Consider the following 18,815-nt stretch of genomic DNA (forward strand, 5'->3'; position numbering starts at 1 on the left):
ATGCGCACCGAACAACCGAAGATGATTTACCTGAAGGACTATCAGGCACCCGAGTACCTGATCGACGAAACGCACCTGACCTTCGAGTTGTTCGAGGACCACAGCCTGGTCCATGCGCAACTGGTGATGCGCCGTAACCCGGCGCATGGCGCTGGCCTGCCGCCGCTGGTGCTCGACGGCCAGCAGCTGGAGCTGCTGTCGGTGTCCCTGGGCGATCGCGAGCTGACAGCCGCGGATTACCAGCTGAGCGCCAACCACCTGACCCTGCAGCCGACCAGTGAATCCTTCACCGTCGACACCAGCGTCAAGATCCACCCGGAAAGCAACACCGCCCTGGAAGGCCTGTACAAGTCCGGCGGCATGTTCTGCACCCAGTGCGAGGCCGAGGGCTTTCGCAAGATCACCTACTACCTCGACCGCCCGGATGTGATGAGCAAGTTCACCACCACCGTGGTGGCCGAGCAGCACAGCTATCCGGTGCTGTTGTCCAACGGCAACCCGATCGCCAGCGGGCCGGGCGAAGACGGCCGGCACTGGGCGACCTGGGAAGACCCGTTCATGAAGCCGGCCTACCTGTTCGCCCTGGTGGCGGGCGATTTGTGGTGCGTCGAGGACAGCTTCACCACCATGAACCAGCGTGAAGTCGCGCTGCGCATCTACGTCGAGCCGGAAAACATCGACAAGTGCCAGCACGCCATGACCAGCCTGAAGAAGTCCATGCGCTGGGACGAACAGACCTACGGCCGTGAGTACGACCTGGACATCTTCATGATCGTCGCGGTCAACGACTTCAACATGGGCGCCATGGAGAACAAGGGCCTCAACATCTTCAACTCCAGCGCCGTGCTGGCCCGCGCCGAAACCGCCACCGACGCCGCGCACCAGCGGGTCGAGGCGATCGTCGCCCACGAATACTTCCACAACTGGTCGGGCAACCGCGTGACCTGCCGCGACTGGTTCCAGCTGTCGCTCAAGGAAGGCTTCACGGTATTTCGCGATGCCGGCTTCTCCTCGGACATGAACTCGCGCACGGTCAAGCGCATCCAGGACGTGGCCTACCTGCGCACCCACCAGTTCGCCGAAGACGCCGGCCCCATGGCCCACGCCGTGCGCCCGGAAAGCTTTATCGAGATCTCCAACTTCTACACCCTGACCGTGTACGAGAAGGGTTCGGAAGTGGTCGGCATGATCCGCACCCTGGTGGGCGCCGAAGGCTTCCGCAAGGGCAGCGACCTGTACTTCGAACGCCACGACGGCCAGGCCGTGACCTGCGACGATTTCGTCAAGGCCATGGAAGACGCCAACGGCATCGACCTGGGCCAGTTCAAGCGCTGGTACAGCCAGGCCGGCACCCCACGCCTGGCGGTCAGCGAGGCCTATGACGCGGCGGCGAAGACCTACAGCCTGACCTTCCGCCAGAGCTGCCCGCAAACCCCGGACAAGGTGGAAAAACTGCCGTTCGTGATTCCGGTCGAGCTGGGCCTGCTGGACTCCCAGGGCGCGGCCATTGCCCTGCGCCTGGCTGGCGAAGCCGCCGCGCAAGGCACTTCGCGGGTGATCTCGGTGACCGAAGCCGAGCAGACCTTCACCTTCGTCGACATCGCCGAACAGCCATTGCCGTCCTTGCTCCGCGGTTTCTCGGCGCCGGTGAAGCTGAGCTTCCCGTACAACCGCGACCAGCTGATGTTCCTCATGCAGCACGACAGCGACGGTTTCAACCGTTGGGACGCCGGCCAGCAACTGGCAGTGCAGGTGCTGCAAGACCTGATTGCCCAGCATCAGCAGGGCCAGGCGCTGGTGCTGGACCAGCGTCTGGTCACCGCGCTGGCTACGCTGCTGGCCGATGACAGCCTGGACCAGGCCATGGTCGCGGAAATGCTTTCGCTGCCGGGCGAGGCCTACCTGACCGAAATCAGCGAAGTGGCGGATGTCGAGGCCATTCACGCGGCGCGCGAGTTCGCTCGCCAGCAATTGGCCGATAGCCTGTTCGACGCGCTGTGGAAGCGTTACCAGGACAATCGCGAGGTCTCCCGGAGTACCGACTATGTGGCCGAGTCCGCGCACTTCGCTCGCCGCGCCCTGCAAAACATCGCGCTGTCGTACCTGATGCTCACCGAGAAACCGCAAGTGCTGGCGGCCGCCATCGAACAGTTCGACGCCGCCGACAACATGACCGAGCGCCTGACCGCGCTGGCGGTGCTGGTCAACTCGCCGTTCGAGGCCGAGAAGGCCAAGGCCCTGGCGGTGTTCGCCGAGCACTTCAAGGACAACGCCCTGGTCATGGACCAGTGGTTCAGCGTCCAGGCCGGCAGCACGCTGCCGGGCGGGCTGGAGCGGGTCAAGGCCCTGATGCAGCACCCGGCGTTCAACATCAAGAACCCGAACAAGGTACGCGCCCTGATCGGCGCCTTCGCCGGCCAGAACCTGATCAACTTCCACGCCGCGGACGGCTCCGGCTACCGCTTCCTGGCCGACCTGGTGATCCAGCTCAACGGCTTCAACCCGCAGATCGCTTCGCGACAACTGGCGCCGCTGACCCGCTGGCGCAAATACGACAGCGCCCGCCAGGCGCTGATGAAAGGCGAGCTGGAGCGCATTCGTGCTTCCGGCGAGCTGTCCAGCGATGTCTTTGAGGTCGTGAGCAAAAGCCTCGCCTGACCCCGGGCTTGGGCCTATGTAGGCTCGACAGCTGTAGCCGCTGCCGAGCCTGCGAGGCTGCGAAAAGCCCCGCAGGGGCTTGCCTGACGATCTCCCGTCCAGCCTCTTGCGTCCCTGCGGGCCGTTCGCAGCCTGCGGCAGCGGCTACAGGGTGGTGGTCAGGGCGCTGCTCAGGTCAGGGTGATAGTTCTGCGCGCCGATGGCGTGCAGGATGCCGACCCGCTCAAGCTTGGTGTGGACCTTGAGGTTGGCTTCGCACAGCTTCACCACAATCGCGCGTTTATGCAGCTGGCCAATCACTTCCTCCAGCATCTGCAAGCCCGTGATGTCCATGAAAGGCACGTGTCTCAGGCGAATGATCAGCACCCGCGGGTCGCTGTGGGTCTGGGCCAGCGCTCGTTCGAAAGTCTCCGCGGCACCAAAGAACAGCGGCCCCTCGATGGTGTAGATCAGCACGCCCGGTGGCAGATGCAACTGGCCGTTGCCGTGCAGCTCGTGCTGCAGGTCCTGTTCCACCACCTGTTGCACCTCCACCGAGGAGGCCATGCGCCGTAGGAAATGCAGCATCGCCAGAATCACCCCGATATTCACCGCGATCACCAGGTCGCTGAATACCGTGAGGGTAAAGGTGGCCAGCAGAATCGCCACGTCCGCCCGGGGCGCCCGTTGCACCATGCGCTTGAAGTGGTGCAGCTCGCTCATGTTGTAGGCCACCACGAACAGGATCGCGGCCAGGGCGCACAGCGGGATATTGGCCGCCAGCGGCGCGAGAAACAGGATGATCAGTACCAGGACCAGCGCGTGGACGATGCCCGCCAGCGGGCTGCTGCCGCCGTTGCGGATATTGGTCGCGGTGCGGGCAATCGCGCCGGTGGCGGCGAATCCGCCGAACAGCGGCGTGGCCAGGTTGGCGATGCCCTGGCCGATCAGTTCCTGGTTGGAGTCGTGGCGGGTGCCGGCCATGCCGTCGGCCACCACCGCCGAGAGCAGCGATTCGATGGCGCCGAGCATGGCGATGGCGAAGGCCGGGCCGATCAGATCCAGCACCCGGGGCAGGCTGATCTCGGGCAGCTGCAGCGCCGGCAAGCCCTGGGGAATGCCGCCGAAGGCACTGCCGATGGTGGCCACGCCGTCGAATTGGAACAGTGACTGCAGGGCCGTGGCCAGGGTCATGGCGACCAGGGGCGCGGGCAGGCGTTTGAGCTGCGCGACCCTGGGCACGCCCCACAACAACGCCAGGCTGAGCAGGGCCAGCAGGGTGGTGGCCAGGTGCAGGTCGGGCAGGGCCTGCAACAGGTGCCAGAGCTTCTGGTGAAAGTGCTCGCCGCCGACGGCGGGCAGGCCGAAGAAATCCTTCCACTGGCTGACCCAGATGATCACCCCGATCCCGGCGGTAAAGCCGAGTATCACCGGGTCCGGGATGAACTTGATCAGGGCCCCCAGGCGACTGATGCCCAGCAGGAACAGGATGATCCCGGCCATCATGGTCGCCAGTTGCAGGCCGTCGACCCCGTACTTGGCGGTGACCCCGGCCAGAATCACGATAAAGGCCCCGGTGGGCCCGGCGATCTGCAAGCGGCTGCCGCCGAACAGCGACACCAGCAGGCCACCGACGATGGCGGTGTAGATCCCCTGTTCAGGCTTGACCCCGGAGGCGATGGCGAAGGCCATGGCCAACGGCAGCGCCACCACGCCGACAATCACCCCGGACACCAGGTTGCGGGCCCAGTGCGCGCGTCCCAGCAATCCGGCTTTCCACGCCTCGCGTATGGCAATCATGGCTCACTCCTGAAGTCCGGCTTGCAGACCACGCAGCTCAATCATAGCCAAGCCAAGGGGCGCGGCCCATGGCCTGAATCAGTCTTTGCGCGGCTATCGGCTGCAGATGCTTGGGGATTGAGGGGCGCAGTCCGCGGCGTTGGTGTTCCAGCCTCAGCTACGCTTCGTACGTTGCCTCAGTATCGACTGAGCAGTCAGGTTCCAGGCAGGGTACGGTGGTTAACAAAAGATAACGTGGCGTCGATTGTCAGACGTTTCTAAAGCCCGATAGGATAGGTCAGCTTCCGAAGGGGCTCTAGATTGCAGGTTTCAGGACGGTGTCCTGGATCCCATGCCCCGAACGGCGCCCTGTAAAGGTTGAACGACCTAACAATAATAAATGGGGGAAAGGTCTATGAGTGAGCCTGTCATGGGTGTGAGTTCCTGCCGCCCGCCGGCCTTGCGCAGATTTGCGTTGCTGGCTACAGCGCTCTCGCTGTTGGGGGTCGCCCTGTTGCCGGCCCCGGTCCAGGCCGCTGCGTCCGCGGCGGACACTGTCTATTCCACCGAATCGGCCAAGGCCAGCAAGGGGCTGATGCTCGATGTCGTGCATGCCGGTTCGCGCCTGGTCGCCGTTGGCGATCGCGGGCACATTCTCTATTCCGACGACCAGGGCCAGACCTGGACCCAGGCCAAGGTACCGACCCGGCAGCTGCTGACCGCGGTGTACTTCGTCGACGCCCAGCACGGTTGGGCCGTCGGCCACGATGCCCAGGTGCTCGCCAGCGAAGACGGCGGCCTGACCTGGACCAAGCAATTCGAAGACCTCAAGCGCGAAGCGCCGCTGCTGGACCTGTGGTTCCAGGACACCAGCAACGGTTTTGCCGTGGGTGCCTACGGCGCGCTGCTGGCCACCACCGACGGCGGCAAGCACTGGGAAGACGCCAGCGACCGCCTGGACAACGAAGACCAGTACCACCTCAACGCCATCGCCGCGGTGAAGGATTCCGGCCTGTTCATCGTCGGCGAGCAGGGCAGCATGTTCCGCTCCGCCGATTGGGGGCAGACCTGGGAACGCCTCGAAGGCCCTTATGAAGGTTCGTTCTTCGGCGTGATCGGCACCGCCCAGCCCGCCACGCTGCTGGCTTACGGCCTGCGCGGCAACCTCTATCGCTCTACCGATTTCGGCAGCACCTGGGAGCAGGTCGAGCTCAAGGCGGCTCGCGGCAGCCTGGAGTTCGGCCTGTCTGGCGCCACGCTGCTGGACGACGGCTCGCTGGTGATCGTCGGCAACGGCGGCAGCGTGGTGCGCAGCACCGACAACGGCTTGACCTTCAGCGTCTACAACCGTCCGGACCGGATCTCCCTGGCAGCGGTGACGGCGGCCGGCAATGGCAACCTGATTCTGGCGGGGCAGGGCGGTGTGCGCTCGACCTCGGCGAATGGCGCCGATCTCGGAAAATAATCAGGGCAAGCAAGCCGGGCCAATAATAAGAAGGCGGGAACACTTCCATGAGCAGTCATCAAACCGACAAGGCGACGTTTCTCGAGCGTCTGATTTTCAACAACCGCCCGGCAGTGATCGTCATCTGCCTGCTGGTCAGCGTTTTCCTGTTCTGGCAGGCCACGCTGATCAAACCGTCCACCAGCTTCGAAAAAATGATCCCGCTCGAGCATCCCTTCATCGAGAAGATGATGGAACATCGCAACGACCTGGCGAACCTGGGCAATACCGTGCGCATCTCGGTGGAAGCCAAGGACGGTGACATCTTCACCAAGGAGTACATGGAGACGCTGCGGCAGATCCACGACGAGGTGTTCTACATCTCCGGCGTCGACCGCTCGGGCCTGAAATCGCTGTGGAGCCCCAGCGTGCGCTGGACCGAAGTGACGGAGGAAGGCTTCGCCGGCGGCGAAGTGATCCCGCAGAGCTACAATGGCTCGGCCGACAGCCTCGACCTGCTGCGCAACAACGTGCTCAAGTCTGGCCAGGTCGGGCGCCTGGTGGCCAACGACTTCAAGTCGAGCATCGTCGACATCCCGCTGCTGGAGTCCTACCCGGACCCGGAGGACCAGGGCAAGCTGCTGGCCCTGGACTACCAGAAGTTCTCCCACGAGCTTGAGGAAAAGATCCGCGACAAGTTCGAGGCGCAGAACCCCAATGTGAAGATTCATATCGTCGGTTTCGCCAAGAAGGTCGGCGACCTGATCGACGGCCTGATCATGGTGGTGATGTTCTTCGGCGTCGCCTTCCTGATCACCCTGGTGCTGCTGTACTGGTTCACCTGGTGCATCCGCAGCACCATCGCCGTGCTCATCACCACCCTGGTGGCGGTGGTCTGGCAGCTGGGCCTGATGCATGCCGTGGGCTTTGGCCTCGATCCTTATTCGATGCTGGTGCCGTTCCTGATCTTCGCCATCGGTATTTCCCACGGCGTGCAGAAAATCAACGGTATCGCCCTGCAATCCAGCGGTGCCGACAACGCCCTGACCGCGGCCCGGCGCACCTTCCGCCAGCTGTTCCTGCCGGGGATGATCGCGATCCTCGCCGACGCCGTGGGCTTCATCACCCTGTTGATCATCGACATCGGGGTGATTCGCGAACTGGCCATCGGCGCGTCCATCGGCGTGGCGGTGATCGTGTTCACCAACCTGATCCTGCTGCCGGTGGCGATTTCCTATGTCGGCATCAGCAAGCGCGCGATCGAGCGCAGCAAGAAGGACGCCACCCGCGAGCACCCGTTCTGGCGCCTGCTGTCGAACTTCGCCAGCCCGAAAGTCGCCCCGGTATCGATCTTCCTGGCCCTGCTGGCCTTCGGTGGCGGCCTCTGGTACAGCCAGAACCTGAAGATCGGCGACCTCGACCAGGGCGCGCCGGAGCTGCGTCCGGACTCGCGCTACAACAAGGACAACAACTTCATCATCAACAACTACTCCACCAGTTCCGACGTGCTGGTGGTGATGGTCAAGACCGCCTCCGAAGGCTGCTCGCGCTACGAAGCCATGGCGCCGATCGACGAGCTGATGTGGAAGATGCAGAACACCGAGGGCGTGCAGTCGGCGATTTCCCTGGTGACCGTGTCCAAGCAGATGATCAAGGGCATGAACGAGGGCAACCTGAAATGGGAAACCCTGTCGCGCAACCCGGATGTGCTGAACAACTCCATCGCCCGGGCCGACGGCCTGTACAACAACAACTGCTCGCTGGCGCCGGTGCTGATCTTCCTCAACGACCACAAGGCCGAGACCCTCGACCGCGCGGTTCATGCGGTGCAGGAGTTCGCCAAGGAGCACAACAAGGAGGGCCTGGAGTTCCTGCTGGCGGCGGGTAACGCCGGGATCGAGGCGGCCACCAACGAAGTGATCAAGCGCTCGGAACTGACCATCCTGGTGCTGGTGTACATCTGCGTGGCGGTGATGTGCATGATCACCTTCCGCTCCTGGGCGGCGACCCTGTGCATCGTCTTGCCGCTGGTGCTGACTTCGGTGCTGGGTAACGCGCTGATGGCGTTCATGGGCATCGGCGTCAAGGTCGCGACCTTGCCGGTGGTGGCGCTCGGGGTGGGGATCGGCGTGGACTACGGGATCTACATCTACAGCCGCCTGGAAAGCTTCCTGCGTGCCGGCCTGCCGTTGCAGGAGGCCTACTACCAGACCCTGAAATCCACCGGCAAGGCGGTGCTGTTCACCGGCCTGTGCCTGGCCATCGGCGTGGCTACCTGGATCTTCTCGGCCATCAAGTTCCAGGCCGACATGGGCCTGATGCTGACCTTCATGCTCCTGTGGAACATGTTCGGCGCGCTGTGGCTGCTGCCGGCGCTGGCGCGGTTCCTGATCAAGCCGGAGAAACTGGCGGGGCAGAAGGGCAACTCGCTGTTCGCCCACTAAGCTTCGAGGCGTCAACCAAAACCGCGACCCAGGTCGCGGTTTTTTATTGCCCGTCTCCATGGCCTGTAGCCGCTGCCGAGCCCGCGAGGCTGCGATCGACCGGCACGGTCGCAGCGGTCTTCCGGGCCCAGGAGGGCCTTCGGCCCTGGCGCAGCCTGCGGCAGCGGCTACAGGGGGCAGTAGATGGCGAACTTTGCAATGCCACTACAGCCGCGCCGCGCTGGACCCGCTATCATGGCCGCTTTCCATTGCTGACTGACGACCATGACTGCCGCTACAGACACTTTGCTGACTGCCCTCCAAGCCTGCGACATGCTGGAAATCGATGGGCTGCATGCCTTCGACTTCACCCTTGATGACCAACAGCTGCTGATCGAATGCATGGACGGCCGCGCGGCCAAGCGCTGGAGTTTCAGCCTGGCCCAGGTCAACGCCGCGACCTTCGACGATACCCTGCAGAGCTGGACCATCGTCGGCGATTCCGGTGAGCACCGCCTGGTGTGCATGAGTGCTTTCAGTGCCCGTAACGATGAGGAGGATGAACATGAGGATGCGTAACTTCTGGCCACTGCTGATGGCTGGCAGTGTCGGCGCCATGGCCGTGCAGGCCGCGCCGGTCGAGACCCAGGAACTGCTGGTCGGTTCCTACACCCAGGGCCAGAGCGAAGGCATCTACCGCCTCAAGTTCGATGGCCGCACCGGCAAGATCGACGCCAAGCCGCTGCAGGTGGTCAAGAGCGCCAACCCGTCCTGGCTGACCCTGTCCAAGGACCAGAAGCAGCTGTTCGTGGTCAACGAGAACGGGCCGGGGCAAGCCGACCCGATCGGCCGGGTCAGCAGCTTCGGCATCGAAGCCAAGGGCCACAAGCTGAACCCGATCAACCAGGTGCAGAGCCTGGGCAACGAGCCGACGCATTCGAGCCTGAGCGGCGATGGCCGCTACCTGTTCGTCAGCAACTATTCGGTGGTCGAAGATCCGGGCGGCAGCCTCGCGGTAGTGCCGGTCAGCGCCGATGGCAAGCTGTCGCCGGTGGTCCAGCTCAGCAGCCACCCAGGCAGCCGGGTCAACCCCGAGCGCCAGGTGGCGGCCCACGTGCATTCGGTGGTGTCGTCGCCGGACGGCCAGTTCGTGTTCGCCAGCGACCTGGGCGCGGACAAGATCTTCGTCTACCGCTACGACCCCAAGGCCAACGTCGAACGCCCCCTGACCGCGGCCGAGCCGGCGTTCGTCGAGCTGCCGCCGGGCAGCGGCCCACGCCACCTGCTGTTCAGCGCCGATGGCAAGCACGCCTACCTGACCCTGGAAATGAGCGCCCAGGTGGTGATGTTCGATTACCAGGACGGCAAGCTGAGCCAGAAACAGATCCTCGACTTGACCAGTGGTGGCAAGGACAAGAAGGCGGCGGGCGCGCTGCATGCCTCGAAAGACGGCAAGTACCTGTACGTGAGCAACCGCGGCACGGCCAATCAGTTGCTGGTGTTCGCCATCGACGAAGCCACCGGCCAGCTCAAGGAGATCCAGCGCCGTTCGGTGGAGGGCGATCACCCTCGTGAGTTCAGCCTCGATCCGAGCAACAAGTACGTGCTGATCGGCAACCAGAAGAGCAACGAAATCGTGGTGATCGAGCGCGACGCCAAGACCGGTTTCCTCGGTAAGACCGTGCAGAAACTGCCGTTCGATTCACCCAGCGATATCAAGTTCCTGGTGCGTCAATAAGCCACAGGCCCCGGTTGACGGGGCCTGAGCCTTTCTATTAATGACGCTGATATCTGCTACTGCTGGAAAAGATTTCAACCCGCCAACCCTCGGGCGTAGTTTTGCTTCACGGCCCGGCGCATCAAGGCTTCCGGGCAAACAAGCCGACTGCATACGAGGGTTACCCAATGAACTTCAATCTCTTCTCCGTGATCGCCGCTTCCGCCATCTCCGCTACCGTGGCCCTGCCAGCCAGCGCCAACGTGGAAATCAGCGAGAAAAAATCCGCGACCAACACCTACACCCAGAAATACCTGCAACAGAGCGCCAACTTCTACGCCGCGCTGGATCACAAGATCCAACACTGAAATTCCCCGCAACGCCCAGGTATGCAGGAGCGAAGTCACTGGCTTCCCTGGATGGACTCGTTCATCCAGCGGACCGGCAGTGATGTCGCTCCTGCATCACCTGTATGCGACGTTTTCCCTCTTGCCAGGCAAATTAGCTTGGTAATGTCATATCGCCATATGTTTAAATTTGACGCTAATTAATTGACTCCTCCTTTCCAAGGATCGACAGCATGGCGATGCGTCTGGCAGTGGTTCTTCTGTTCCTTTATTCCACCCCGATTCTTTCGGCTGCCCAGCCCGTCGAAGGCGAGCCGGAAACCTCCCGCGAGCGCATGCTGACCCTGCTTGAGGATTGATTGGCCGCGGATTCACGATCAATCCAACTGATGGTGACTATGCACCGAGGTTGTTTCTGCGGCGGGCGCTTTTAACGGATTCTGTGGGCACGCAAATATGCCCACGGAGACCACCATGGCCCACTCGATCCTCACCTCTGCCAAGCGCGGCGCCTATGTCGCCATTGGCCTGTACCTGGCCATGGTCCTCCTGGTCAGCCTCTCGGCCCAGACCCCGTCGGCAGTGCAGCCGCCGATCCAGGTCGCTTACCCGGCCATCCAGTTCGAGCACCGCGCGCAAGCCGCCGAACACCCTGCGGATGCGGGAGTGGCGCTGCTATGAAAGGGCGCAGGTTCTGGGTCATTGCCGTCCTGGCGTTCATGACCAATGGCGCGTCCTTGCTGGGGATAGGGCAGGGCTCGGCGGGCTCGCTGGCCCGGGCCATCGAATGCAATCACAACATCGCCCACAACATCGAAACCGCCAAGGCCCTGGGCCTGTTGGCCGGCAACCCGCCAGCCAAACCCAAGGCCGCGTTCTTCGGCCCGTTCAGCGTCGATTGCTCGGCGTTGCAGATGTGCAGTGTGCTGGCCTGATTCGAGGAACAACCCTGTAGCCGCTGCCGCAGGCTGCGATAGGTCCGAAGGACCTCCTGCGGTCGGGAGATCGCTACGCCCGTTCCGGTCGATCGCAGCCTTCGGCAGCGGCTACAAGGGCGGTTTGGCCATCACCTGGGTGAACAGCTCCGACTCCAGGAACCGCTGCAACCAGCGCTGCAAATGCCGGTAAGGCGTCTGCGCAAACCACTCGCGGTCGACATGGGCGAACTGCCGCACGAACGGCGCCAGGGCCATGTCCGCCAGGCTTGGATGATCCGCCAGCAGGTAATCGCGCTGGCTCAACAGTCCATCCAACTGCTGTAGAAATACTTCTCCCTGGCCGCGGTAATGCTCCATCGGCTGCTCGGGATAACGCTCGGCGTATTTGTAGCGATTGAGGTGCAGCTTGAACATCTGGTCGTTTTCCGCGATCAGCGCGTCGATCCGGTGCTGCGCCGGCCCATCGTCCTTCAAGAGCCAGTCCTGCGGATCGTGCTGGGCCAGGGCCCAGCGCATGATGTCCAGGCTTTCGTCGATCACCCGGCCGTCAACGCTGAGTACCGGCACCGTGCCCTTGGGCGACAGCGCCAGCATCGCCGCCGGCTTGGCCTTGAGGCTGACTTCGACGATCTCCAGCGGCACCCCGCTGTAGCGCAGCGCGAGGCGCGCACGCATGGCGTAGGGGCAGCGGCGGAACGAATACAACGTATTCATTTCACCTCCAGGGTACTCAGGCCGTTGCCCTGGCGCCGTACCTGGATCTGTACCGGGATCCGTTCGTGCATTTCCTGCACGTGGGAAATCACCGCCACCTTGCGCCCCTGGGCCTGCAAGCCGTCGAGGGCGTCCATCGCCAGTTGCAGGGATTCCGGATCGAGGCTGCCGAAGCCTTCGTCGATAAACAGCGATTCGATCTTCAGCGTGCTGGAAGCCATGGACGCCAGGCCCAGGGCCAGCGCCAGGGACACCAGGAAGGTCTCGCCGCCGGACAGCGAATGCACCGAGCGCAGTTCATCGCCCATTTCCGTGTCCATCACCAGCAGGCCGAGCATGCTGCCGCCGCGCTTGAGGCGATAGCGCCGCACCAGTTGGCGCAGTTGCGCGTTGGCGTGATGCACCAGCAGATCGAGGTTGTAGGCCTGGGCGATCTTGCGGAAGGTGTCGCCGCTGGCCGAACCGATCAAGGCATTGAGCCGCGCCCAGCGCTGCCATTCGCTGTAGGCCTGGGCGATCTGTTCGCCCAGCGCCTGGTTGGCGTCTTGCCGACGCTGGTCCTCGGTCTGCTGGGCGCGCAGTTCGGCGCTCAGCTGTTCGCTGGCGGCCAGCTGGTTGTGCAGCTCGCCCAGGGCACTGGCCAGCTGTTCGGCGTCGAGCTGGCCGTCGTGCTGGGCCTGATGGCTGTGCAGGCGCTGCTCGCGTTCGGTGACCAGGACCTTGGCCTGTTCCACCGCCTTTTCGCGCTCTTGCAACTGCTGGCGCAGCGCGGCGACCTGCTGGTCGTCGAGACTGAGCAATTGCTCCAGCGCGCCGTCGTCCAGCTCCGGGTGCTGCTGGCGCCAGTCGGCGATCTTGCTGCCCAGTTCCTGCTGCTCGGCTTCCAGGGCCAGCAGGCGCTCCTCCTTGCCTTGCAGTTCCGCGCCTAGCTGCACCAGCAGGCGGCGGACTTCCTGCAACTGCTGGTTGGCCAGCACCTCGGCGGCGCGCGCCTGTTCCACGGCCTGTTCCAGATGCTGCTGCCACTGCTCGGCACTGCTGTGTTCGCCCAGCAGTTGCGCGAGCTTGTTGTGGGCGGCTTGCTGTTGCTCGGCCAGGGCATTGAATTGCTCCTGGGCGGCTTGCAGTTGCTGCGCGCGGGTCTGCTGGCGGTCCTGTTCCTTGTCCAGGGCCAGCTGGCGCTGTTGCTGCTCTTGCGCTTCTTCCTTCTGCTGGTCGAGCTGTTCCAGGCGCTGCATGACCTGCTGGTCGATCTGCATGAACGTCGCGGCCGGGTCGTTGCGCAGGGCTTCGAGGGTATCGGCCGGCAGCAGGGTGGCGAAGGCCGACAGCTCTTCTTCCAGGCGCTGACGGTCCGCGCCCAGCTGTTGTTGCTGCTGGGTCAGGTGGTGCGTGGCCTCGTGGCTGGCTTCGATCGCTGCTTGCAGTTGCTGTTGCAGGCGCCCAGCGTCCTTTTGCAGTTTCAGCAGGGCGCCTTGGCGCTGTTCGTCCTGCTGGATGCTCTGGTTCAACTGGCTCAGTTGCTGGTTCAGCCAGGCATCGCGCTTGCCGGCATCCTGGTCGAGCAGCGCCGCCGACAACGGATGGGCTTCGATACTTGGCGTCAGGGCCTGCTGCTGGCTTGCCAGGTGCTCCTGTTGCTGGAGGAATTCCTTCTGCTGGGCGATCAGGCCGCCGACCTGGCTGCGCAGCTCGGCGAGTTTTTCCTTGAGTTCATCCACCGCCTTGCGCGCGTTGGCTTCTTCGCTTTCGTCGTGGCGCCCCAGGCTCTGCAGCAGTGCCTCGGGCTGATGGTAGGGATGCTCGTGGCTGCCGCAGACCGGGCAGGGCTGATCGTCCTGCAACTGCTCGCGCAGCTCTTCGACACTGGCACTGCGCGCCAGGCGCTGGCGCTCCAGCAGTTGCTGGGTCACCGTCAGGGTCTGTTCGGCGACCGTGAGTTCCGCCTTGCTCTGCAGGCCGATCCGGTTCAGCTCTTCGCGCTCGCGCGCCGCGGCCTGCAGTTTGTCCGCCAGTTCCGCGCCGCGTTTGTCCAATTCCTGTTGGCTGGCCCACAGCCGCGCCAGTTCTTCGAAGGCGCGCTGTTGCTTGCGGTTGTCTTGCAGCAGGTCACTGAGGATCTGCAACTGTTCGGCCACCGCGTGGGGCTCGGCGCCGGCTTCGCTGTACAGCACTTGCAGTTCATCGCGTTGCGCGGCCAGTTGCTGCGCGGCGCTGGCGGCCCGTTGTTGCAGGCCGGGCAGTTCTTCCTGGCCCTTGTTCAGCCGGTTGCCGGCCAGCATCAGCTGTTGCAGGCGATCGCGGTAGGCGTTCCAGGCATCGCTCAGCGGCGCCAGATGGGTGCTGTGCTCCAACTGTTCGGCAATCCGCTGCAAGCGTTCGCCCACCAGGCGCTGCTGTTCGAGCATGGCCTGGATCGCCTGCTGGCCTTGCTCGCTGGCCAGTTGCAGCTTGTCCTTGAGTGCGCCGGCTTCACCGCAGGTCTTGCCCAGGTGGGCGAGGGTGCTTTGCTCGGCAAAGGCCTCGCGCAGCAGCGGCGCGCTGGTGTTTTGCTGTTCCTGGGCGCCGAGCAGCGCGGCCTTGGCCGTGCTCAGTTGTTGCTCCAGTTCGCTTTGGCGTTGTTGCTCTGCGCCTTGTTGCTGACGCTGTTGCTGGATCTGTTCGCGCAACGGCGTCAGTTGCTGGTTCAGTTCCACCTGCCGGGCGAACTGATGGCGTTGCGGCGCCAGCTGCTCCAGGTGGGTCAGCCGGGTCCGTTCGCTGGCCAGGCCTTCCCAGGCCATTTGCGCCTGTTGCAGTTGCTCGGCGGCGCTCTGCTGCTGGTCTTGCAACTGCTGCAATTCCTTGAGCCAGCCGTGTTGCAGCTCCAGCTGCTTGAGCTGCGCCTGCTGGGCCTTGAGCTGCTGCTGGGCGGCATCGAAGCGCTGGTCCAGTTCGGCGCGGGCCTCGGGCTCCAGCGGGGTGATGCCGCTGGCCTGGGCCTTGAGGGTCTTGTGCTGTTCCTCGGCGTCCTTGCTTTTGCTGTAGGCGCGCCGCCCGAGCTGGCTGTAGATCGAGGTGTTGGTGAGCTTTTCCAGCAGCTCGCTGCGTTCCTTGTCATCGGCCTTGAGAAAGGCGCTGAACTCGCTCTGGGCCAGCATCACCGCGCGGGTGAACTGCTCGAAGTTGAGCCCCAGCTTGGCTTCGATCAATTGCTCGTAGTCGCGCTTCTGGCTGGCCAACAGTTGGTTGCTGTCCAGGTCGTGCAGGCTCTGCTTGCTGGCCTGCAGCTTGCCGTTGGCCTTGTCCCGGGCTCGGTTGGTTTCCCAGCGGGCGCGGTAGCGATGGCCGTCGATGCCGACGAAGTCGACCTCGGCGTAGCCGCTGCCGGTGCCACGGCGCAGCAGGGTGCGCGGGTCGCTGGTGAGCATTTCGCTGTCGACCTCCGGCACCTTGGTTTCGCGGCCGATATTGTTCAGCCGCGGCACCGCGCCGAACAGCGCCAGGCACAGGGCGTCGAGCAGGGTGCTCTTGCCTGCGCCGGTGGGCCCGGTAATGGCGAACAGCCCGGCGCTGGCCAGGGGCTCGGCGGTGAAGTCGATTTCAAAGGGGCCGGCCAGGGAGGCCAGGTTCTTCAGGCGGATGGCAAGAATCTTCATGGCTGCTCCTCCTCGTGCTGCACTTCCTGGAGCAGTTGCGCGAAGTCCTTGAGGGTCTGTTCGTCCACCTCGCTGCCGTAGCTGTCCAGCCAGGCGCGGCTGAACAGGTCCTGCGGGCTGAGCTGGTCCAGCTCCACCAGTTGCGCGGCGCCGTCGTCGCCCTCGCGGCCACCATGGCCGGCGTATTCGGCGGCTATGCGCACCAGGCGCACGGCCTTGCCCTGCAGGGCGCTTTCCACTTGCTGGCGCAGGTCCGGCTGCGGCTCGTCCAGGCGCACCCGCACTTCCAGCCAGGGCTGGCGCTGTTCTTCGGCCAGCAGGTCGATGTCCGGCAACTCGGCCAGTTGCAGCAGGATCTCCGCCAGCGGCGCCGGGCCCAGGCGTTGCAGGTTGACCGCCCGCGGGATCAGCCGCGGCTCGACGCTGACCAGGGTCTCGCCGTCGAGCTGGATATCGAGGATCTGGTGCTGGTAGCCGATCTCGGAGAACGACAGCGGAATCGGTGAGCCGCTGTAGCGGATGCGCTCCTCGCCATTGACCTTCTGCGGCTTGTGCAAATGCCCCAGGGCCACGTAACTGATGCTGGGGCCGAACAGACTGGCGGGCAGGGCCTCGGCGTTGCCGATGATCAGGCTGCGCTCGGAGTCTTCCGATACCGAGCCACCGGCCATATGCGCGTGGCTGATGGCGACCAGCGCCTGGCCCGGCTGGCGCTTGGCGTTGGCCGCGGCGATCAGCCATTCATGCACCTGGCCGATGCCCCGCAGGTAATCGTCGCCCAGGTGCGGCCCCGTGACTTCCGCCGGCCGCAGGAACGGCAGCGCCAGGCACCAACCGGCAATCGCGCCGCTGGCATCCGGCAACGGCAGCAACAGACGCTCGCTGTCCAACTGCCCATCATCCAGCCACAGCACCCGGCCCAGGGCATGGGTGCGCAGACGCCGCATCAAAGGCGCCGGCAACTCGATGCGCGAACCTGAGTCATGGTTGCCGGCGATCATCACAATGGTCAGGCCGGGCTGCTGTTCATGGGCGCTGACAATAAAGTCATACAGCCGCTCCTGAGCTTTGACCGGCGGGTTGACCGTGTCGAAGATATCGCCAGCGATCAGCAGCACATCAGGGCTGTGCAGCGCCAGCTGACGCAACAGCCATTCAAGAAAGCAGGCATGCTCGAAATCGCGCTCCTGGCCATGGAGGTTCTGCCCCAGGTGCCAGTCGGAGGTGTGAAACAGACGCAAGGCAAACTCCGCAAACAATCAGGTGAGCCGCAGGGAAGAGGAGAGCGGCGTGAGGGGGGAGAGTTTACTGGCAAATGGGGTGGGGGGTTTGGTTGGATGCCGAATAGCGGTGCCGTTTGGCGATAGTCAAAAGTTGGCGTTCGGCAAGATAGCTCTTGAGTCATGGGGCGACGCTTGCGCTGCTTGGTCGCCAAATAACTTTAGGTTTAAAGTCAACTTCAAGGTCAATGTTTTTTTGGGTGGGAATATGAGAATTGGCGAACTGGCGAAAATCAGCGGATTGGCGCCTTCACGCATCCGCTTCTACGAAGCGAGAGGCCTGATCAGATCCGTCGAGCGCAAAGCCAATGGGTATCGGGACTACGCACCTGACACCGAGTGGGTCCTGGAGATCATCACCGGGGCACAGGCGGCAGGTTTTTCGCTGGAGGAGATCCGCCAGTTACTGCCGATGAATGCCAACGGATGGCGGCATGAAGAGTTGCTGAGTGGGCTCAAGCGCAAGGTCGAGGAAATCGAAATCCTCCAGCAACGGCTGGCCCAGAATAAAGCCCAGCTACTGCTTGTGATCGAGGGTGTCGAGAGTAAGCCCGAGGGCATGGGCTGTGCGGACAACACGCAGTTGTTATTGCATCGTCTGCGCGAAGAGGGGGTGGCGCCCGCTTCAGGCCGCCGTAATGGTGCGTCTTCCAAGTAATACGCAACCTGTCAGGCTGATAAGGCCTGACAGGCTTAAAAAGCCATGATCCTTTGATCAGTGCATGCCAACCAGGGTAACGAGTGGTTTTGGCGCGTAGAGCGCGCTTTGGAACGCTGGCACATATTCGTACTTCAGCATTTTCCCAAATTGAGCTTCTTCGCGGTGAAGGACACGTCCACCTGGCCGGTCTGGCTGTCGGTAATGTCATAGACCACCGAGGTAGCCTCTTCTTTTCGGTCAATGCCCGTCAGCCATTTCGGCAGGTTATAACCGACAACGCCGCGAACCCTGGCAAGCTCGGCACTGAACTTTAAGGTCAAGTGCCGTGAGCTGGCTTTTTTCGTTGGTTTTCAGCGTGCCGTTTGCAATGGCTCAGCGAGTTTTATTGCCCGCCGAGAGCAAGGCCATCACGGCTTCAGCCACGGCCCTGGGTGACTGAGGGTTCTGCCCCGTCACCAGGCGTCCATCGGTGATGGCAAATGGGGTGAATGGCAACCAGGCCTTGCGGTAACGCGCACCCTGGCCGACCAGCCTGTCCTCGAGGAAGAAGGGAACCTGGTTCTTCATGCCCGAAAGCAGCTCTTCGCGATTTGAGAAACCGGTGATGTTCCTGTTCTTGATCAGTGCCTGGCCTTGCTCATCCTTGAGATCCACCAGTCCCGCCACGCCATGGCAGACGGCTGAGACGATGCCGCCCTGGTTGTAGATCTTTTCGGCGACACGACGCAGGTCCGGGTTTTCGGGAAAGTCCCACATGACGCCGTGGCCCCCCGTGAAATAGATGACGCTGAACCGGGAGGGATCGATGTCGGCGATCGGTATCGTGTTGTTCAGGCGAGCGCGAAACGCCGGTGACTGCAAATGCTCACGGGCGGCCTTGTCCATATAGAGCCAACCGAGGCTGCGCTCGTCCAGTGGAACCGCTCCGCCCTTGGGGCTGGCAAAAACCGTCGTATAACCGGCGGCCTCGACGACATCCGTGAAATGCGTCAGCTCGGTCAACCACAGCCCCGTGGTGTCGGTGCGTGAGGGATAGCTGGCGTGGTTGGTCATGATCACCAGTATCTGGCGATCCTTCGGCATTGCAGTGGAAGGGTTGGTTTCAGCATTTGCAAAAGTCATGAATACACCGCCTATCAATACCAACGCACAAGAAACAAGGGTCTTCAACATCATCCGGGCTCCGACTGTCATGCAGTGCCAGTCATGCTCACCTTAAACCATGCTTTAAGGTCAA

General features: G+C 63.3%; 15 protein-coding genes and 1 pseudogene. 10 read left to right on the forward strand and 6 right to left on the reverse strand.

Annotated elements, in window-relative coordinates; translation table 11 throughout:
- Window positions 1–2,658: an aminopeptidase N gene (pepN, locus tag CXQ81_RS16070; RefSeq protein ID WP_101337789.1), complete on the forward strand. Its 2,658-nt coding sequence runs from the start codon at window positions 1–3 to the stop codon at window positions 2,656–2,658.
- A gap of 144 nt (window positions 2,659–2,802) precedes the next feature.
- Here pepN and CXQ81_RS16075 read toward each other — a convergent pair whose 3' ends face one another.
- Entirely contained in the window at window positions 2,803–4,437 is a 1,635-nt protein-coding gene (locus CXQ81_RS16075) for a SulP family inorganic anion transporter (protein WP_009043609.1), read from the reverse strand.
- A 394-nt stretch (window positions 4,438–4,831) separates the two neighbouring features.
- Here CXQ81_RS16075 and CXQ81_RS16080 point away from each other — a divergent pair, with 394 nt between their 5' ends.
- The 8 genes from CXQ81_RS16080 (at window position 4,832) to CXQ81_RS16110 (ending at window position 11,282) form a co-directional block, all read left to right on the forward strand.
- Window positions 4,832–5,881 (forward strand): YCF48-related protein, encoded by a 1,050-nt coding sequence (locus CXQ81_RS16080; protein ID WP_007923215.1) that lies wholly within the window; start codon window positions 4,832–4,834, stop codon window positions 5,879–5,881.
- 47 nt (window positions 5,882–5,928) lie between these two features.
- Complete coding sequence (locus CXQ81_RS16085; protein WP_009043611.1) at window positions 5,929–8,304, forward strand: RND family transporter; 2,376 nt, start codon at window positions 5,929–5,931, stop codon at window positions 8,302–8,304.
- A 264-nt stretch (window positions 8,305–8,568) separates the two neighbouring features.
- Entirely contained in the window at window positions 8,569–8,862 is a 294-nt protein-coding gene (locus tag CXQ81_RS16090) for a DUF5629 family protein (RefSeq protein ID WP_016704661.1), read from the forward strand.
- Window positions 8,849–10,021 carry a lactonase family protein gene (locus CXQ81_RS16095; protein ID WP_101337790.1) on the forward strand — a complete coding sequence of 391 codons (1,173 nt, stop codon included), beginning with the start codon at window positions 8,849–8,851 and terminating at the stop codon, window positions 10,019–10,021. Before CXQ81_RS16090 ends, CXQ81_RS16095 begins: the two co-directional genes overlap by 14 nt.
- A gap of 167 nt (window positions 10,022–10,188) precedes the next feature.
- Window positions 10,189–10,368, forward strand: coding sequence for a hypothetical protein (locus CXQ81_RS16100; protein ID WP_007923220.1), 180 nt, complete (start codon window positions 10,189–10,191; stop codon window positions 10,366–10,368).
- A gap of 212 nt (window positions 10,369–10,580) precedes the next feature.
- Window positions 10,581–10,706 (forward strand): hypothetical protein, encoded by a 126-nt coding sequence (locus CXQ81_RS31500; RefSeq protein ID WP_007923222.1) that lies wholly within the window; start codon window positions 10,581–10,583, stop codon window positions 10,704–10,706.
- 115 nt (window positions 10,707–10,821) lie between these two features.
- A complete protein-coding gene (locus CXQ81_RS16105; RefSeq protein WP_007923224.1) occupies window positions 10,822–11,028 on the forward strand; it encodes a hypothetical protein in 207 nt (68 codons plus the stop codon).
- Window positions 11,025–11,282 carry a hypothetical protein gene (locus CXQ81_RS16110; RefSeq protein ID WP_009043616.1) on the forward strand — a complete coding sequence of 86 codons (258 nt, stop codon included), beginning with the start codon at window positions 11,025–11,027 and terminating at the stop codon, window positions 11,280–11,282. The genes CXQ81_RS16105 and CXQ81_RS16110 overlap by 4 nt, the downstream gene beginning before the upstream one ends.
- A gap of 111 nt (window positions 11,283–11,393) precedes the next feature.
- Here the strand turns inward: CXQ81_RS16110 and CXQ81_RS16115 are convergent, their stop codons facing one another.
- Genes CXQ81_RS16115 through CXQ81_RS16125 form a run of 3 tightly spaced genes read right to left on the reverse strand, consistent with a single transcriptional unit; the run spans window position 11,394 to window position 16,878 of the window.
- Window positions 11,394–11,999: a glutathione S-transferase gene (locus tag CXQ81_RS16115; protein ID WP_101337791.1), complete on the reverse strand. Its 606-nt coding sequence runs from the start codon at window positions 11,997–11,999 to the stop codon at window positions 11,394–11,396.
- Window positions 11,996–15,637 (reverse strand): AAA family ATPase, encoded by a 3,642-nt coding sequence (locus CXQ81_RS16120; RefSeq protein ID WP_101337792.1) that lies wholly within the window; start codon window positions 15,635–15,637, stop codon window positions 11,996–11,998. The genes CXQ81_RS16115 and CXQ81_RS16120 overlap by 4 nt, the downstream gene beginning before the upstream one ends.
- Window positions 15,634–16,878: an exonuclease SbcCD subunit D C-terminal domain-containing protein gene (locus CXQ81_RS16125; RefSeq protein WP_062825713.1), complete on the reverse strand. Its 1,245-nt coding sequence runs from the start codon at window positions 16,876–16,878 to the stop codon at window positions 15,634–15,636. The genes CXQ81_RS16120 and CXQ81_RS16125 overlap by 4 nt, the downstream gene beginning before the upstream one ends.
- A 247-nt stretch (window positions 16,879–17,125) precedes the next feature.
- Here CXQ81_RS16125 and CXQ81_RS16130 point away from each other — a divergent pair, with 247 nt between their 5' ends.
- Complete coding sequence (locus CXQ81_RS16130) at window positions 17,126–17,575, forward strand: MerR family transcriptional regulator (protein ID WP_101339425.1); 450 nt, start codon at window positions 17,126–17,128, stop codon at window positions 17,573–17,575.
- Between the two features lie 57 nt (window positions 17,576–17,632).
- Here CXQ81_RS16130 and CXQ81_RS31215 read toward each other — a convergent pair.
- Together CXQ81_RS31215 and CXQ81_RS16135 are read right to left on the reverse strand one after the other, a co-directional pair.
- Window positions 17,633–17,898: pseudogene (locus CXQ81_RS31215) on the reverse strand (acetoacetate decarboxylase (ADC)); the annotation flags it as partial.
- A gap of 52 nt (window positions 17,899–17,950) precedes the next feature.
- A complete protein-coding gene (locus tag CXQ81_RS16135) occupies window positions 17,951–18,754 on the reverse strand; it encodes a type 1 glutamine amidotransferase domain-containing protein (RefSeq protein ID WP_101339426.1) in 804 nt (267 codons plus the stop codon).
- Window positions 18,755–18,815: the final 61 nt, after the last annotated feature.

The sequence above is a fragment of the Pseudomonas sp. 09C 129 genome, assembly GCF_002843625.1.
Classification (GTDB): Bacteria; Pseudomonadota; Gammaproteobacteria; order Pseudomonadales; family Pseudomonadaceae; genus Aquipseudomonas; species Aquipseudomonas chlororaphis.

Coding starts and splice junctions, on each gene's coding strand:
- pepN (WP_101337789.1), top strand. CDS start 1: ATGCGCACCGAACAACCGAAGATGATTTACCTGAAGGACTATCAGGCA.
- CXQ81_RS16075 (WP_009043609.1), bottom strand. CDS start 4,437: ATGATTGCCATACGCGAGGCGTGGAAAGCCGGATTGCTGGGACGCGCG.
- CXQ81_RS16080 (WP_007923215.1), top strand. CDS start 4,832: ATGAGTGAGCCTGTCATGGGTGTGAGTTCCTGCCGCCCGCCGGCCTTG.
- CXQ81_RS16085 (WP_009043611.1), top strand. CDS start 5,929: ATGAGCAGTCATCAAACCGACAAGGCGACGTTTCTCGAGCGTCTGATT.
- CXQ81_RS16090 (WP_016704661.1), top strand. CDS start 8,569: ATGACTGCCGCTACAGACACTTTGCTGACTGCCCTCCAAGCCTGCGAC.
- CXQ81_RS16095 (WP_101337790.1), top strand. CDS start 8,849: ATGAGGATGCGTAACTTCTGGCCACTGCTGATGGCTGGCAGTGTCGGC.
- CXQ81_RS16100 (WP_007923220.1), top strand. CDS start 10,189: ATGAACTTCAATCTCTTCTCCGTGATCGCCGCTTCCGCCATCTCCGCT.
- CXQ81_RS31500 (WP_007923222.1), top strand. CDS start 10,581: ATGGCGATGCGTCTGGCAGTGGTTCTTCTGTTCCTTTATTCCACCCCG.
- CXQ81_RS16105 (WP_007923224.1), top strand. CDS start 10,822: ATGGCCCACTCGATCCTCACCTCTGCCAAGCGCGGCGCCTATGTCGCC.
- CXQ81_RS16110 (WP_009043616.1), top strand. CDS start 11,025: ATGAAAGGGCGCAGGTTCTGGGTCATTGCCGTCCTGGCGTTCATGACC.
- CXQ81_RS16115 (WP_101337791.1), bottom strand. CDS start 11,999: ATGAATACGTTGTATTCGTTCCGCCGCTGCCCCTACGCCATGCGTGCG.
- CXQ81_RS16120 (WP_101337792.1), bottom strand. CDS start 15,637: ATGAAGATTCTTGCCATCCGCCTGAAGAACCTGGCCTCCCTGGCCGGC.
- CXQ81_RS16130 (WP_101339425.1), top strand. CDS start 17,126: ATGAGAATTGGCGAACTGGCGAAAATCAGCGGATTGGCGCCTTCACGC.
- CXQ81_RS16135 (WP_101339426.1), bottom strand. CDS start 18,754: ATGATGTTGAAGACCCTTGTTTCTTGTGCGTTGGTATTGATAGGCGGT.